Source organism: Paraburkholderia sediminicola, assembly GCF_902859805.1.
In the GTDB taxonomy this organism is placed as follows: domain Bacteria; phylum Pseudomonadota; class Gammaproteobacteria; order Burkholderiales; family Burkholderiaceae; genus Paraburkholderia; species Paraburkholderia sediminicola.
In genome coordinates this window covers 1-17062 of the sequence record NZ_CADIKC010000025.1, presented here as the reverse complement: position 1 = coordinate 17062, position 17062 = coordinate 1, and the positions used below count along the sequence as shown (strand labels likewise).

The following is a 17062-nucleotide window of genomic DNA, read 5'->3' as shown; positions in this document are numbered from 1 at the left end:
CCTGACACACGTAGACGTTCGACCTCCAAAGAGAGCGGCGCTTGAAGCACTAGGCCCGCTGCTCCTTCATTCGCCGAGTAGATCGTGCGTGCTTTCGAAGTCCAGATTAAAGGAGCCATCATGGCCAGCAAAGAGATGCAGGCGGTTATCGATTCCATCACGGACTTTCCGTTGGACGTCGAGGGCCAACGAAACCACTACGAAAAGGTTTGGAGCCAGGTACCCGTCGCCGCCGATATCAAGTCAACGCCTGTCAGCCTCGATGGAATTGGCGCGGGGGATTCCGAATGGGTCTGGACCGACGGCGCGAGGAACGATGCGATCTTCATGTATTTTCATGGAGGTGGATATGTATGCGGACAGCCGTGGATGTGGCGTCAGTTCAATGGAAGCCTTTCGCGGGCATCCCAAATGCGGTGCCTGGCATTTGGCTACCGTCTTGCACCCGAGTATCCATTTCCCACTGCCATCGAAGATTCGGTGGCCGGATACCTTTGGCTCGTGAAGTCTGGTATCTCGTCGAAGAGAATCGTTCTCGTCGGTGACTCGGCCGGCGGTGCGCTGGTTCTTGCCGTGATGATGGCATTGCGTGATCGCGGCGAACCGCTTCCCGCCGCAGGCTTGCCCATGTCGCCGTGGACGGACCTTGAGCTCAAAGGGGAAACGATGACTCCAGATACGGGCGATCCACTGACCACAGAAGAGTCGGCTAGATCGATGGCCGTTCGCTTTCTGAATGGTCAGGATCCGCGCAGCCCGTGGGCTTCCGCCTTGTACGGAAACCTCCAGGGCCTTCCTCCGTTACATATTGAGGCCGGCGAGCGCGACGTGCTGTACAGCGACTCCACGAGAATCGTGTCGCTGTTACGAGAGGCGGGGAATCGAATCTCTTTCAATTCCACTCCGAGCGCCATCCATTCGTTTCCCGCGCTCGCGGGATCGACGCCAGAGGCGGCAGAAGCCATTGCCCGGATGGCAACATTTATGAGGCAACATATCGCGGGCTGAATCAACTATCCATGCTCAGGCGGAACGGCAGATCGCAGTGATGCGTTAAGTCGCGTGCATGCCGAGAGGTCGTTCTTCGTCAGGTATCTCGGACAGGAGCGATGACGTAGTGTCTGTTCGGATCCCACGGCAAAATTATTAATACGCGTAACGAAATATATACGTACAACAGACAGTCGAATGGAAAGCCACCTGAGGCGCGTAATCTTTCTGGGATTTGGCACTTTGCCTACCCATTCGGGGCGGCTGGCATCATCAGCTATTCGCCTACCGTTTATGTGCACTTCGGAGTCTCGCTTTCACACACGTTTTCGTCGTCCGCCATCGCCACCGGGGTAGCGGCGTTTGACTATGTGTTGGCCGCCCCCGGAGAGAAATACGGTCGCAGAGAGGTGTCCGCCTGTTTCTCGCTCTGGATGCCGGAGCGGGGGAGGTGCTGGCTTTCCACGCAAGTCCGTGACGTGGGCTCTGCTGGCAGCGGTTTTACGCGATGGCTTATTTCCCTGGCCATGCGACTACCCTCATGTTGTGGTCGCTGCACCGTTGATTGCCGCCGTCGCCGCGCTTTGCATGCGTCGCGTTCCGCCTAAACGGTGCTTGAGGTTATCCAGCGCTAGGCTCTTCTTATCGCGCATTTTCGCGGGCGGGTCTCGGACGCTGCATTGCTGTCTGTCGATAGCGATAGCGTCCTAGCTTCTGCAAGCCAGTCACGACGTGCGGCCGGGCCATCAGGCCGAATCGCGTCACGATCCGCCCCTTATTATCTCTATGTATCTCGTCACGAGCCTCAACTTCCCTACGAAGTTTTTCCGGCAGCTGTGCTCATTGAGCATAGCTGATATACGACGTATGCCGTTGTGTGTTTTGGTGGCGAATTTATACTCAATTCAACGGTGTCGAACACAGCATTTCACAGATGCAGCATCGATCAGCCAAACAGCGAATTCCGCGAAGAAATCTGGAGACGAAGATGACAGAACGACTCAAAGGTAAGCGCATTATCATTACGGGTGCCGCCAACAACATTGGAAAAGAGGTCGCCCGAAGCTTCGTAGCCGAGGGTGCCAAGGTTGTCATTGGCGACATTGACGCGGCCTTGGGTGCGGGGACAGCAGAAGAACTCGGTGCTTCGTTTCTGCAGGTCGATGTGTCCGATGAGAAGAGCGTCAGCCAGTTTGTGGACGCGGCCGTGCAACAGCTCGGCGGACTCGATGTCCTTGTTCAGAATGCCGGACTGCAACGCGTCGGGAAGGTCACGGAACTCGCCGTATCGGACTGGGACGCAGTTTTTGCGGTAAATGCCCGTGGTCACTTTCTGGGGGCCAAGTTCGCGGTCCCGCACCTTCGCAAATCGGGTAAGGGTTCAATTATCAACACGTCATCGCTCGCGGGCAAGCGCGGTGGCCCTGGCGTGACTGCCTACTCCGCCTCGAAGGGCGCCGTCATCGCCTTTAGCACGGCTCTCGCCCTCGAACTGGCGCCGGACAACATCCGGGTGAATTCCATCTGTCCGGGCTGGGTGGATACAGCCTTCAACAATCCGGCCATTGGCATCATGGGCGGACGCGCGTCCCAGGAAGAGGCGGTCAGAAGGATCGTACCTCTTCAACGTCAAGCTCAACCGCAGGAAATGGCGGGCCTGTTCGTCTACCTCGCATCGGACGAGTCGTCCTACATGACCGCACAGTCGGTGGTGATCGACGGCGGCGTCTATAACTGACGAGCACCGCAGCAATATTTCGCTTCCTTGAGAACGCTAACGAAGTATGAAGAATCAGGAGACAACTCATGAGCATTTCCATTGAAAAAGCCCGCAAGGGGCTGGACGCAGGCATTCAAAAGGCCTCCCAACTCAATTCCCCGTCTAGCATCTGTATCCTTGATGACGGCCGTAACTTGGTCGCCTTCGCGCGGATGGACGGTGCGCTGCTCGCGTCGATCGACCTCAGTAAGGCGAAAGCTTTTACCGCCCGATCGATGAACATGAATACGGGTGATCTCTCGGCCCTCGTGCAACCGGGCGCTCCGCTTTACGGGCTCGAAGCCGCGCATAACCCGTCCTTCGTCGTTTTCGGCGGCGGCGTTCCGATCAAGCTGGGTGACACGGTTGTTGGCGCCGTTGGTGTCGCTGGCGGGATGGTTCCCGACGATGAGGCGATTGCTGCCGCGGTTGCCGCCGCAATTGCTCAGGCCTAACCCCGCCGAAGTCCACGGAACCTGCCCACGCAGGTGAAGATGGGGTTCGCTGCATCGCCCGATCATGGGTGATTCGGTGGCGATATACCGACGATATCGCCCGTCGAGCCGCGTTCCTCATTCTTTTTCCTGGCACCCTGACCGTGCATATGGTGAGGTTCGACGTCAACTGGTTCGATAGCTGGCATCAATTGAAAGCAGGGCCCCGCTGCGATTGGGCGCCAGTGGATGGGATGCGCCATTCGGGTTAAACCCGCCTTCCAAACTTGGACCGTTGAGAGTAACGGTTAAGCACTGAAGCGGGCACGAAATTGAGAACGAGGTTCACATGCATGCAATGGTGGTGTTGCGTCTGATTCCTGATATCGACGAGGAATTTGAGCTCGCCGAAGATGGCAAAGGGATCGATAGAGAGTGGGTGGGGTTCAAACTTAACGAGTTCGACGACCACGCTCTTGAAGAAGCGGTTCTGCTCAAGGAGCAATACGGTGCGAAGGTGACCGCGGTTGCATTGGATGGCGACGGCGTGGACCGGGTACTGCAAACCGCCTTGGCCCGTGGCGCCGACGCTGTGTTGAAAATCGCCCACGATTGTGAAGGCCTTATCCCTGCGAGCACAACAGCGTCCCTCGTCGCACAGGCGGCGAAGAAACAGAAGGCCGATCTGATACTGACCGGGGTGCAAACAATCGAGGACCTTTTCGGCCAACTTGCCCCATCGCTTGGCGCAGCACTGGACTGGCCCCAGGTGAGCGCTGTTAGCGGTGTGTCGACCAAAGCGGGCAGGGTCCTGGTGCAGCAGGAGTACAGCGGTGGTGTGACTGCAACTCTTTCCGTACTGATGCCAGCAGTCCTTGGCATCCAGTCCGCATCGAGTCCGCCTCGTTACGTTTCAGGTAGCAAGCTGAGGGATGTGCTCTCCGCGACGATTCCGGAGGCATCGTTCGAGTCCACAGCGGTCAGCACCGCGCCGGAAATCGAATCAGTCGAATTCCCCGAGGTTGCCAGTCACGCCGACATGATCGAGGGTGATGCGGAGGAGGTCGCCGCCAAACTCGTTTCCATCCTGCGCGAGCGCGGTTTTGCAAAGAGATAAGCCATGATCCGGACACTAGTTTATGTTGAAGCGGCGAACGGGAGCGTCCAGTCCGTTACGCACGAACTGATCAACGCGGCACGGGGCCTTGGGGCTAAAGGGGATGTGGAAGTCATCGCCTGTGCGATTTCCAACAATCCCGCATCTCTGATCGACGACCTCACGGGAGCAGATCGTGTCTTGACCGTGAAGCACGATGTACTCGCCAACTATAACCCTGAAGGACATGCGGTCGCACTGCAAGCCGCGATCGAGTCGTCTAATCCGGATCTTGTGTTAATTCCCTATACGACGGCCGGACTGGATCTCGGCTCGCTTGTTGCAGCAAAAACGGGCCGGCCGGTTGTAGGTTATTGCACCGCGATTTCTGTTGACGATGGACAGCTTGCCGCGACGAGTCAGTTGTATCGCGGAAAGCTCGTTGCGAAAACAAAGACCGCGCTTCCCGCTGTCGTCGTCGTTGTTCCTGGCAGCTTTGACGACTCGAAGCGCGCTGATGCAAATCCCGAGGTTACGGATATTGCGGCGCCTGGCGCGTTGAACGCGCTGAGGATCGACTTCGTCAGCATTTCGGCGCCGGACGCGAGTCAGGTGGATCTGACCGCTGCCGAGAGAATTGTGTGCGTTGGACGTGGCATCGGCGCGGAAGATAAGGTTTCGGTCGCAACAGATCTCGCAACGCTGCTGGGCGCCGAGATCGCCGGTAGCCGGCCCGTCATCGACAGCGGATGGCTTCCGAAGGCGCGGCAGGTCGGGAAGTCAGGACAGAAGGTGAAGCCAAAACTTTATATTGCACTCGGTGTCTCCGGTGCGCCCGAACATATCGAGGGCATGAAGAACGCAGACTTCGTGATTGCCATCAACTCCGATGAGAAGGCTCCAATCTTCGAAGTGGCCGATATCGGGACGACGTGTGATCTGTTTGAGTTGGTGCCGGCGCTTTGCGCGGGGTTGGGTGGAGAGTAGTCATGAACGCGACGTTGGCGATGTGGGTGCTTGTGCTTGGGGCAGGGATGCTTGCCACGTGGCGGTTCTACCGCATTCTTTCTCCACTCGGACAGGCTGCCCCCATCGCGCGTTTTGACCAGGCCGGTGAACGCTTGCGGGGCATGCTCACCGATATATTTTTCCACAAGCGGCTGTTGAAGTTCCGGATGTCGGGCGTGCTGCACCTGTGCATTTTTTCGGGCTTCCTGGTGCTCCTGACCGCCATTGCCCAGAGCGTGCTCGGAAAACTGATTCCCGGATTCAGCCTTGCTCCGGTTGGTGGGACAACCTGGATTGCTCTCCTCCAGGATATTTTTGCTGTAGTCGTTATTTTCGGCATCTCGCTGGCGATCTGGCATCGTTATGTCGTCAAGCCGGCACGTTTCAAAGGCTCAAACAGCAAAGATGCCGTGATCATCTATGGCCTCGTGTTCGGCGTCGTCGGCTCAATGCTGCTTGAGTTTGCCACGGGCATCATTGCGGGGCACACGTCTGGATTGCCCTGGCGTCCGCTATGCAATGCAATCGCGGTGGCGTTGAAGAGCGTCGGGGTCGGGCCAGAGATGGCTGCGCAGGCGGAGATTGTCTTTTTCTGGATTCACGTCCTCTGTGTACTCAGCTTCCTTGTGTACATTCCCGGATCCAAACATCGGCACATCTTTACGGCAATTCCCAACATATATTTCAGAAATCTCGAGCCCAAGGGGTTGATGCGTGTTCCGCCGCCAGACCGTGGGCAGGTAGGCGTGAGCAAGATCGAGCAACTGGCATGGAAGGATATGCTCGATCTTCACTCATGTACGGAGTGCGGCCGATGCCAGTCAGTGTGTCCGGCTTTCGCGTCCGGGCAGCCGCTCAGTCCAAAGACATTGATCATGGACATGCGTGATCACCTCATGGAGACGGCAGCCGGGCGTGTACCTGGCCCGCTGGTGGGAGGGACGATCAAGGAAGCTACGCTCTGGGCGTGCACTACATGCCGTGCGTGCATGGACGTGTGTCCGTTGCATATTGAGCATGTGCCGAAGATCGTCGATATGCGTCGGCAGCTCGTTGAGACAAGTGTCGTTCCGCCGACCTTGCAGGAGGCGTTCGCGAACTTCCAGCGGAACGGCAACTCCATGGGTAAGCCGCCGCGGCAGCGGCCCAAGTGGACGAAGCAGTTGAGCTTTAAGATCAAGGACGCGCGAAAGGAAGCGGTCGACGTCTTGTGGTTTGTCGGAGATTTCGCTTCCTACGATCCCCGCGTCGAGCGCATTACTGTGAAGGTCGCCGAGACGATGCATGCGGCGGGCGTGGACTTCGGAATCCTGTTTGAAGCTGAACAGAACAGCGGCAACGACGTACGCCGAGCTGGCGAGGAAGGTCTGTTTGAGATGCTGGCACGAGCCAACATCGCAGCCATCGATGCGTGTCAGTACAACACAATCATGACGACTGATCCGCATAGCCTGAATGCGCTACGTAACGAGTATCAGACGTTTGGCCGCTCCTATCCGGTCAAGCACTATACCGAAGTGCTTCGTGACCTGATCAAGGCGAAACGGCTGAACATGTCCCCGGGAAATTCGGCGACCGTAACGTACCATGATCCCTGCTATCTCGGTCGCTACAACGGCGAATACGATGCGCCCCGTTCTATCATTTCGAGCGCCGGGTACAAGCTCCAGGAAATGCCTCGGTGCCGCGAAAATTCATTCTGCTGCGGCGCAGGTGGCGGACGCATTTGGGGCGATGACACGGGTGTAGTAGAGCGGCCGAGTGAAAACCGGATCAAGGAAGCGTTGTCCCTGGGCGAGGATGTCACGCATTTTGTTGTCTCCTGTCCGAAGGACACGGTAATGTACTCCGCGGCTGTCCAGGCACTGGGAGCTGAAAAGCGGATCAAGGTGTATGACATCATCGATCTGGTCGAGGTCGTGGTCATTCCAGAAGAAGCCTCTGTCGGCCCTGCATCACATCCTGCATAGCTGTTCGATGTTGATACTAGCCTCGCGGGCGAACAGGTTTTCGGTTCGCCCTTTTTGTTGCTGGCGCCTGTCGGCGAGCTGAGCACAGGAGATTTCAAGAGGTGTCGGCTAGCCCGATTCATCACCGCGCGTAGACGCGGCCACCTTTCGCGGAATCCTCCGTATCAAGGCTTTCTTTTCGCGTCGCGGCGCCGCGTCACGCCGGCGGCGTCTACTCACTTAATCGAAGTTCTAAACGCAGGAGGTTTCGACCTTCTCGTTATCAGCGTAATGCTAAATTTGACGCTCGCCTCTGGAGTGCACCTTCATTCTGGCGATGCGCTGCGTGGCCTTCAACATCGTGTGCGCGCATAACATAACTGATATGCCACGACCACTGCTGACAGCCTTAAAGGCGTCTATATACTCGAAAAGATAAGGACAAAAGGCGTGTCCACTCGACGTTAAAACTACTTTCAGGAGACAGCATGATCACAAATATCAGAGCATTAATCCATTCGCTCGTTGCGGGACTCGTCATCACAGCGGCGGCGACGGCCGTCGCTGCTCCGGCGAAATACAAAGTGTTCCTCAGCATGAGCTACGTCGGAAACGACTGGCAGGCAGAGTCTTCGAATATGATCAAAGCCATGGCGGCATCGAAGACGCTGAAGGACAAGATCGATCTGGAGGTCCAGGTTGCCGGACCCAATGCGCAGAAACAGATTCAGCAGATCAACGCGATGGTTCAGGCTGGCGCGAAAGCAATCGTTGTCTTCCCCATCTCACCGACGGCCCTAAATCCAGTCGTGAAAGCGGCGTGTGCAAAAGGTGTCAAGGTGTTTGCATACGAGTCTGTCATCACCGAACCTTGTGCCTACAACGTGTCGATCGACAACAAGGAATATGGGCGAGTCCTCGGAGACTGGTTAGCCAAGGCAATTGGCGGCAAGGGCAACATTGTCTACATCAACGGAGTGCCGGGTGTCTCTGCCGAGGTCGACCGTACCGAGGGTGTCAAGGAAGCCTTGTCCAAGTACCCCAACGTCAAGATCGTCGCCCAGGCCTCTGGCATGTGGAGTGAATCCGTTGCACGGGCGGAGATGACCAAGATTCTTGTCTCGCACAAGTGGGACGAAATCGATGGCGTGCTGGCTCAGTTGGGCTGCTTCTCGATCAACGAATTGCAGAGCGAAGGCGGGATCGCGGATGCCAAACTCAAGCCTTGCGCCGGTGAGGCCGGGAATGGAAACCTCATACAGATGCTGCCCGTTGGCACGGCCGTTACCGGAGCGAACGGCAACTATCGCCCGATGGGCGCCAATGATTATTCCACGTTTGCCCCCGCTTCAACGGGCGCATACACGCTGAAGTTGGCGGTTGAAGCTATCGAAGGAAAGAACATCCCCCATAACATCGTCATCAAGCCTCGCGATGTTACGCGCAGCAACGTAAAGCTCTGCAAAAACGGGGCTTGGGAAGAGATGAAGGCCGGCTGCAACGCTTTCTCACCTGAACTCGTGACGAATCCTGGTTGGTATCCGGCGATTTTCAACGAAAATACGCCGGAGGTCGGGCTGAAAGCGGCGCTTAAGGCGCAACCGGAAGAATGAGCGATGAACGTGTCCGAATCATTAGCGCTAAGTCAGCACAGCATCAATATTGATTCCGTTCAAAAGGCGTTCGGGCCGACGATCGCTTTAGCGGGAGCCAGTTTCAAGGTCCCGCAAGGGAGTGTGCACGCGCTGCTCGGAGAAAACGGTGCTGGCAAATCCACCCTGATCAAGATTATCAGCGGAATGCTACAGCCGGACAGTGGTTCGATATCGATTCTAGGGAAGGAAGTCATTTTGCGCGACCGTCAGACCGCCCACGAACTGGGCATCGCGACGGCATTTCAGGAGCTGACGCTCGTGAAAGACCTGACGGTCGCAGCGAATCTTCTCATGCCATATGAGCCGCTTAATCGTTTCGGTTTGGTCAGAAGACGCAAATCCGACGAAATCGTAAGGGCGCATCTTAATGCCCTCGGCATTCAGGATATTTCACCACGGGATCGCGTGAGCCGACTGACGCTTCCGCAGCGGCAGAAGCTGGAAATCGCTCGCGCTATCTTGCGTGAGCCTAAAGTCTTGTTGCTTGATGAGCCAACTTCGGCGCTGTCTGGGCCGGACATAGACTGGCTTGGCGACATTATTGAACAGCAGAAGAGGGCGGGTGCGGCTGTTCTGTTTATTAGCCACCGGCTATCGGAGGTACGTCAATTTTGTGACGAAATTACGATTCTTCGAAATGGTAAGAGCGCTGGAACATTTGGCTGCAAGGAGATTTCCGACGAGAAAGTCATCGAGCTGATTATTGGCAGGTCGCTCGTCGCGATGTTCCCGCCCAAGACCGATCGCAGGAAGGAGTCTGCGCGCGAGCTTCTTGGAGCAGATAATTTGACGGCAGGCATGGCCACCGACATATCGTTTTCCTTGCATTCGGGGGAGATAGTGGGGGTCGCCGCCCTGCAAGGGATGGGACAGCTCGACCTGTTTCGTGCCCTGTCCGGGGACATAGCTGTCGAGAAAGGTTCGATCAAGATCGGCGGTCAACGCGTCAAGCTGTTATCGCCACAAGATGCGATTGATTCCGACATCGGCATTAGCTTCATTCCCGAAGAGCGCAAGACAGAAGCGTTGTTCCTGAGGTTGGACGGACGCTTCAACTTGACGCTGCCAATCTTAAAGCGCTATTCGAAGTTTGGTGTCCCTCGGAAAGATGTCGAGGACGTTCTGTTGGCTTCCGCATTTGAAAAAGTACAGGTGACGCTACGCGCGGTACATTCGCCCATGTCTGCGTTTAGTGGTGGGAATCAACAGAAGGTGGTGATTGCGAAATGGTTGGTTACAGAAAGCAAGATCATGCTTCTGTTTGATCCAACGCGGGGCGTGGATGTTGGGACGAAGTATGAAATTTACGTCCTTCTAAACCAGTATCTGGAAGCGGGCGGCACAGTATTGCTCTATTCGACGGAGCTCGACGAGGTGCTGAATCTGTGTGACCGAGTTCTAGTTATGTATGGCGGACGTGTTGTCACGACCGTTGCATCAGAGGGCGGTGTGATATCGGAAACGGACGTCATGCGTGCCGTTCTTGGCAGTGGCGGGACACACTGCTCGAAAACCGAGGAAACGGCATCCCTATCAACTATCAGCTGTCCTCGTCGACCATGAATCTCTCCACCTTTCCCAAAATATCAGATGAAGCAAAGCGATTCATCGTTCCTGTCGGAGTTCTTATTACGTTGTACGCGATCGTTGCAACGCTCTCGTCGGCCCCTCTGGCCTACTTTGACTACCAATATTTGTCGTCGTCAGGGTTGACTTTGGTCATCGCCGCGATGGGTTCGACGATTGTTATATTGAGTGGCGGATTTGACCTGAGCGCTGCTTCCGTTGTCAGTTTGGTCAATGTCGTTGTTGCGACCAGTCTTAAGGACTCCGTGCTTTCGCAGGTAAGCGTGGCGTTGATTGGAGTCTCGATAGGCGCTCTTGTAGGTGCAATCAATGGAATATTCGTGGCGCTCCTTCGATTGCAGTCGATTGTAGTCACGCTTGCAACGCTGTTTATAGCCGGGGGTGCTGCGTTGCTATGGCTCAATAGTCCTGGTGGAACCGTTCCGGCCGGATTCTCGTCGTTTTTTGTCGGAAGTGCGATCGATGACAAATTGCCGGCCGCAGTTGTCGTTGTGATCGTCGTGGGTGGAGTCTGGCTTGCACTGAAGAAAACACGTTTCGGTACGGCTCTTTACGCGGTAGGAAGCGACGAGGATGCGGCTGCCTACTCGGGCATTTCGGTTCGGAAAACGAAGTTCCTCGCCTACACTATCGCGGGCGGGTTTTACGGTCTAGCTGGCGTAATTGTGACCGCTGCGACTTCCACCGGCGATGCGCTGGTGGGGCAGTCTCTTCTGTTGGAGACGTTTGCGGCTGCTGTGCTGGGCGGCACGCTTTTAGGTGGTGGCCGCGGTGGGTGCATAGGCACGATCGTCGGTGGCTATAGCCTGATGCTTATTACCAACATCTTGTTGGTTCTTAACGTGCCTGCCTTTTACTCAACTCTTGTTCAGAGTCTTGTCTTGATTCTAGCTGCGATTGGCCTGGGTACCGGGTCGTTTGCTGGAAGCATGCGGTGGATCCGAGCAACTTTGAAACCCGGACGGCGGTCGAGATCAATGGTGCCTCTGGACCCTGATGTCGGTCGAAACGTCCCCAAGCTGACGTGGATGCAGCGAAATCGGGCCACGCTGAGTTACGTTGCGCCGTCCTTCGTTATTTTTGCGGTGATCGTTACCGTTACGGCGCTAGTGTTGAAAAGGCTGGACTGGAGTTACGTCAACTCGTTGCTTCTGTTGAGTTCCTTTCTCATCGTGTTGGCGCTTGGCCAAGGGGTGGTGATCCTTATCGGAGGCCTCGATCTGTCGATTCCCTGGACGCTCACACTCTGCGGGATCCTGGTAGGCGAACTGTCGTACGGGCAAAACGGAGCAGCGATATGGGTCATCCCGGTCGTACTTGCGGTCGGCGCGTTTATTGGTGCAGCCAACGGGTTCCTGATCGTGTTCTTTCAGTTGCCGGCAATGGTCGTCACGCTCGCGATGAATGGCATCCTTCAAGGCCTGGCGCTGATTTACACCGGAGGAAATATATCAGGCTACGTTCCGGGATTTGTAAAGTGGTTTATGAGTGAATCTCCGATCGGGTTGGCTCCAGTGGTTCCCTTCGTCATCCTGTTTGCGGGTGCGGGCATGTTCCTGCTTGGTTGCACGGTGTTCGGACGGCGCATTTATGCAGTCGGTAATAGTCCGCGGGTGGCGCACCTTTCCGGCGTTAACGTTGGTGGCACAACGATTCTTGTCTATGCATTGAGCGGTACTTGTTCCGCATTGGCCGGGATCATGCTAGCTGGCTTTTCCGGGAGAGCAATTCTTGGAATGGGCGACCAGTTTCTCGCCCCGTCCATCGCTGTCGTTGTTATCGGAGGGACACTCATTTCCGGCGGGCGTGGCAAATATGTCGGTATGCTGGGTGGGGTAATGCTGCTTGTCGCGCTCCAAATTGTCCTCGCCGGGACTACCTTGCCCGACGCCATGCGCCAGATTATTTTTGGATCTATCGTGTTAGTGGCCGTGGCAACGTTGAAGGAGCGGTCAGGGTCACTGGCGCATTAGCGGCGGCACGCCATTCCAATCGCCAGTTTCATAGCTGTCGTTGGAATTTCGCCACCACTTTCAACCGCCGTAAGTCGTGGCAGCTGGCGGCATCTGCCACCCACAAATTCACAGTCGATCGCCTCGGACAAGCAACGTCGTCTATTGCGCGCTTACCTTGAAATGACGAGGAAATTTTGGGAGTTGTGCGTCTCGAATTACCTGATCTGTAAAAGCTGTCAGAAAGGCACAATCCTAACGGTCGGCTAACTGAACGAGCACGTCCTAAAAGTCTACATATAGCGTGTCGCAGATATCTGTGAGTTTGTGGAGGTCGGGAGGCTGAGCTGTTTTAGTTCTTTCCGGCACCGATTTGCCCATGCTTGTTGCTGCCCTAAGGACGTTTGCCCGTCGAAACCCTGATCGTGCATAACTCGATGCCGCCACGAGGCTCCTCACGCGGATCGGCCTAGTGAATGTGATACTCAAACTGATTTGTGTCGAAGTTCGCAGATATCGACCAAAAGCCTCAATGACGTTCTTAACATCGCAGCCTGCATAGCCGGTGCCTCACAGTCCCGCACCCTGCGGTTCTGGCGTATGGTGTGATCATCGTGAACAGAGGCACCGGGGAGCACTTCGGGTGGGTACGCCGTTCTTATAAGATGAGCCACGAGCTCGTGTTAGGAGTGGGCCGCCCATGCGACCCGCCGGGTTGCACAGCGACCGCGAATACGTCGTGTTCGTGCGGTCCCACCGGCTCCCGACGGTCATCTGAATGGAGAAGAACGGTTATGCGAATCGTAGGATTGGTTGGGTCGCACTCCGCGGTCGAGATCGCTGACCTCGAGGCGGGCGTGCTGCATGCCGGCGGTCATGTCGGACTAAGACGCGACGAACTGCCGCGCTTTTCCGCAAGGTTTTCGCAGTACCGGTAATCAGGTGCGCGAAGCAACGGGCAATACCACCGCCATCGTGAACGTGCTGCGACCCATGTCGCGTATGTCGCGATAGCTAATCCACTGCTGGTGCGGCTCATCGCCGAGGCACCCGTCAAGACAGACAAGATTCGCCCGGCGACGCGATCCAGTTTCTGGCTGAAGTCTGGATGTCCGGCGAAAACACCTTGGCGCTACACCGTCAGGCCTCGCGCGCCGCTCACAACTCGTGCGGCAGCGCACGAAGCTGAAGAGCGTAGTCCATGCGGTTGCTTGCTGCGCACCTGATCGAGCAGTTTCCCGCTACTGGTCTGTTCGACAGGAAGACACGCGCGTGGCGCAGCGTCCAGCCGCTACCTATGGACGAGCGCCTGTGCCTTGAGTTTGGGGCAATTAACCGACTCTGAACCGTGGAACATCCGGCTCTGGCTTACTCACGAGCGTGGCTGCAGCATTTGGCCACCTCCTCCCACGACTTGCGATTGACCGCAAAGAGGGGGCGCAGATCTCGATACCGCACCACGGAGCAAACCGGGCATCATTCGACGCGAGGAGCGTCGCATCGGGTGCCGCACAGGCACATCTAGCGGGCGCGAGTTTCCGGAGCGGCAGGCGGCGTTTGCTATGCTTGCAGGGACGATCGCCCTCGTGGTTGACCGTCGTCTTGTGACGAAAGGTCTGCCACGAAATCTTCCCTGTGTCTGAAGTGAGAAGGGACCGCGCACCGTTCAAGGTTTTTTGCCAGGACGACGGGACCGGTTCTCGGAGAGAGAATAGTGAAGAGGCCGTTTGGACGGCATCGGGATGGGGCACGAACGCCCCATCCGGCCTTCCTTAAAAAGTATGCTTGATCCCGACACGCGCGACGACCTGATTTGTCGTGCTCGAGATCCCGGCTGCACCCGGAATGAGCGCATTGTCGAGGGGAGTACCGGTGGTCCCGTCCGCGACATGCTGATAGGCCGCCTGAGCGTATACGTCCGTGCGCTTGGACAACAGATAGTCGACCATCAGTCCGGCCTGATGCCACTTCGGTTTGGATTTCCCAGTGGGGCCAGCAAATGTGCCTTTGGTATAGGTATACATCGCAGCCAGGATGAACGAAGGCGTAAACTGATACTTGCCGTTAACTTCAAAGTTGTCGAATTTCAATGAACTAGGATTGACGCCAAATGGGCCCGTATATACCGATGCGGTCGGTGAATTGAGATTGGTGTGGGTGTACACAAATCCTAGCGTCGCGGACTGTATCGTATAGTTGATACCGGCTCCCCAGATCTGCTCGCGGCTGGCGGTAAAATTCGTGTCATTGGTAGCCAACGCGCCAGTGGCATTCGCTCCCGGGTTGTTCGCTTGCAAGTATACGGCCGCGGCCGACAGTGCCGCACCTGAATAGGAAACGCCCGCACTATATACACGGTTATTCGCGAAGCCACCGGATTGATTACTAAAGGCATAGGCGCCGCCAAACTTTACTCCGCCGTAGTTCGCGCTAGAGAACTTTACAGCGTTGTTCAGTCGAAAGGAGTTGTCGGTGTTATCGTTGTCAAGCGGGTGAGAAAAAATGAATCCTGTCGTCCCGCCGTTGGATGTCAGCGGGGCGAGATAGTCGACAACAGAATCGTACTGCCTGCCGAAGGTCAGCGATCCGTATGACTCGGATTGCATGCCAACGAAGGCCTGACGACCGAACATGCGACCGCCTTGGCCCAGACCACCCGTGTTGACGTCGAAGCCATTCTCAATGGTGAATATGGCTTTAAGCCCTGCACCAAGATCTTCTGCGCCTTTCAGGCCCCAACGACTACCGGCGACCCAGCCGCTCTGAAACTGCCAGGCTTGCGAGCCACCAGAATTGTTCGTAAATCCGAGTCCTTCGTCGATCACCCCATACAGGGTCACGCTGGTCTGTGAAAACGCGGCAGAGGACATCAACAGTGGCAACACTGCGACTAGGTTCTTTTTCATTCAGATCTCCATATCTGGCGCTGCCGAGACCGGTTCAGCGCTGTTGAACTTGTTGTGTTTTTAAGAGGAGCGGATTCGCCGCACGGACACATGGTTAGCGTGCAGCATCACCGCCGGTGAGTGATGGTCATTCGACGTTGCAAGATTTCTTCGAGACAATTGCAAAGTCGTGTTTCTTGAACCACCCCGCGGTTTCTCTGGTAAAGAAAACTGTGAGAATTAGCGCCGCGACCATCAGGCCGGAGATGAAGTAAAGGGCGTCGTAGTAACCTTCAGCGACGGAAAATCCACCCTTTGCGCCAATCATGGCGCCAATGACATACGGACCGAAGCCGCCTGCGTAGATGCCGACATTGATGATTGAACCGGCGATACCTGTTGTGCCAGGTTTGGTCGAGTCAAACGCGATGGCATAGACAAGCGTGTATGGTGCGTTCAGCGCGAACCCCGCAAAGAGCTGGACGGCAATCAGCGTCCCCAGTCCCATGTAGGTGAACTTCATCAGGACCATGCCGACGGCAAGCCATATAAACACAAGGATCAGGCAAAACTTTCTGCCGATCCGATCGGATAGCCAACCCCAGACAATCTGCCCCAGTCCGCCGGTAATGGTGAAAAGCACGCTATAGGCGGCGGCCTCAGCGAAGTTATATTTCGCGACGAAAGCAAGATACTGCGGCAGCCAGAAACTGATACCAAAGTATGCGACAACAGCAAGCAAAGAGACGATGGCGATCACCAGAATGTTCGGGTTCGCGAGTGCCACCAGCAAGGAGCCCTTCGGTGCTCCAGCCGTATGTTCCGCAAATTCACTCGACAGGGGGGGGGTTTCCCCGGCAGAAGTAATCGCGCTGTTCAGGCGTTGATAGTTCGCTTTATTACAGAAGAACCAGTAGATCGAGAAGGCCACGATCACCGGGATGGGAAACAGGAGAAATGGCACCCGCCAGTTTTCCGGCCCAAACGCGCTCAGGATGCCCCCTACGATTAGGCCACCGAGCAGGGTGCCCCACGGATAGCCCGTGTGGTGCGCGCCGAGGGCAAAACCTCTTCGCTCCTTGGACCACCATTCGGCGAGAGAGGTGACTTCGATAGATTCACCCGCACCACCGAATGCATGTGAGAGCACCTGCATCAGGACCAACGCTCCAATCGAGGCAGTCATCACACTTACGCCGGTCAGGCAGGTGAACAGGGTGTAGGCGATTACGATGGGGAGGTGACGATATTTGCGCCGCCATCCGTGACCGCCTCGGTCAGCCCACACCATCGCAGGAACTGCAATGAGGGCTGTCGCCATCGTGATATAGGTCGCATAAAGCCCCATCGTCCTGGCATCAACGCCGAACTCCTTGGTAATCGACGGAAGCACCATAAAGAACATCTGCCTGGAGTTAGCATCCAGTGCGTAGACGATCCAGAGGAGCGCAAGGGCCCACCAAGAACGTGACGGTGCGGCGTGCCTGACGCCGGACGGCGCGGGTGTTGCGGATGCCGATCTCATTTAGATTCCCCTCAGTGTCTGCCAAAAGATTGATTTATGGTCCATCTCGAACATATCGAAATACCTCTATTTAATTCGTACTACGAAATATGTGCCAAAAAGCAGGATGAAATCTGCAAGGTTGGGGCGCTGCCAGGCTGGCAGTCGAGCCGGATCCAATCGCTTCCCGCTCCGCGCGGATGGATTAGTCCGCGCGGGGCAGGCGTGATCCTTTAATACAGC

11 protein-coding genes and 1 pseudogene are annotated in these 17062 nt (G+C 56.3%); 10 read left to right on the top strand and 2 right to left on the bottom strand.

Translation table 11 applies throughout. The annotated features are described in order from the left end of the window. Positions 1-120 precede the first annotated feature (120 nt). From R8871_RS38195 to R8871_RS38955, 10 genes and pseudogenes are all read left to right on the top strand, one after another. A complete protein-coding gene (locus R8871_RS38195; RefSeq protein WP_175055066.1) occupies positions 121-1008 on the top strand; it encodes an alpha/beta hydrolase in 888 nt (295 codons plus the stop codon). Positions 1009-1978: 970 nt separating this feature from the next. Beyond that, positions 1979-2728 carry an SDR family NAD(P)-dependent oxidoreductase gene (locus R8871_RS38190; RefSeq protein WP_175055065.1) on the top strand — a complete coding sequence of 250 codons (750 nt, stop codon included), beginning with the start codon at positions 1979-1981 and terminating at the stop codon, positions 2726-2728. A 68-nt stretch (positions 2729-2796) separates the two neighbouring features. Next, the gene (locus tag R8871_RS38185) at positions 2797-3204 is read left to right on the top strand and encodes a GlcG/HbpS family heme-binding protein (RefSeq protein WP_217468943.1); all 408 of its coding nucleotides are present in this window, start codon (positions 2797-2799) and stop codon (positions 3202-3204) included. Positions 3205-3532: 328 nt separating this feature from the next. Further along, positions 3533-4300: an electron transfer flavoprotein subunit beta/FixA family protein gene (locus R8871_RS38180; RefSeq protein WP_175055064.1), complete on the top strand. Its 768-nt coding sequence runs from the start codon at positions 3533-3535 to the stop codon at positions 4298-4300. A 3-nt stretch (positions 4301-4303) separates the two neighbouring features. After that, positions 4304-5266: an electron transfer flavoprotein subunit alpha/FixB family protein gene (locus R8871_RS38175; protein WP_175055063.1), complete on the top strand. Its 963-nt coding sequence runs from the start codon at positions 4304-4306 to the stop codon at positions 5264-5266. 2 nt (positions 5267-5268) lie between these two features. Continuing rightward, complete coding sequence (locus R8871_RS38170; protein ID WP_175055062.1) at positions 5269-7257, top strand: heterodisulfide reductase-related iron-sulfur binding cluster; 1989 nt, start codon at positions 5269-5271, stop codon at positions 7255-7257. Positions 7258-7724: 467 nt separating this feature from the next. Then, positions 7725-8849, top strand: a complete 1125-nt coding sequence (locus R8871_RS38165) for a substrate-binding domain-containing protein (RefSeq protein WP_175055061.1) — start codon at positions 7725-7727, stop codon at positions 8847-8849. A gap of 3 nt (positions 8850-8852) precedes the next feature. Then, complete coding sequence (locus R8871_RS38160; protein WP_175055060.1) at positions 8853-10454, top strand: sugar ABC transporter ATP-binding protein; 1602 nt, start codon at positions 8853-8855, stop codon at positions 10452-10454. Beyond that, positions 10451-12451, top strand: a complete 2001-nt coding sequence (locus tag R8871_RS38155; protein ID WP_175055059.1) for an ABC transporter permease — start codon at positions 10451-10453, stop codon at positions 12449-12451. Before R8871_RS38160 ends, R8871_RS38155 begins: the two co-directional genes overlap by 4 nt. A gap of 773 nt (positions 12452-13224) precedes the next feature. After that, positions 13225-13751, top strand: a pseudogene (locus R8871_RS38955) (IS110 family transposase); the annotation flags it as partial. Positions 13752-14202: 451 nt separating this feature from the next. Here R8871_RS38955 and R8871_RS38150 read toward each other — a convergent pair. Beyond that, positions 14203-15336, bottom strand: a complete 1134-nt coding sequence (locus tag R8871_RS38150; protein ID WP_175055058.1) for a porin — start codon at positions 15334-15336, stop codon at positions 14203-14205. 127 nt (positions 15337-15463) lie between these two features. Further along, positions 15464-16840, bottom strand: coding sequence for an MFS transporter (locus R8871_RS38145; RefSeq protein WP_175055057.1), 1377 nt, complete (start codon positions 16838-16840; stop codon positions 15464-15466). Between the last annotated feature and the right edge of the window lie 222 nt (positions 16841-17062).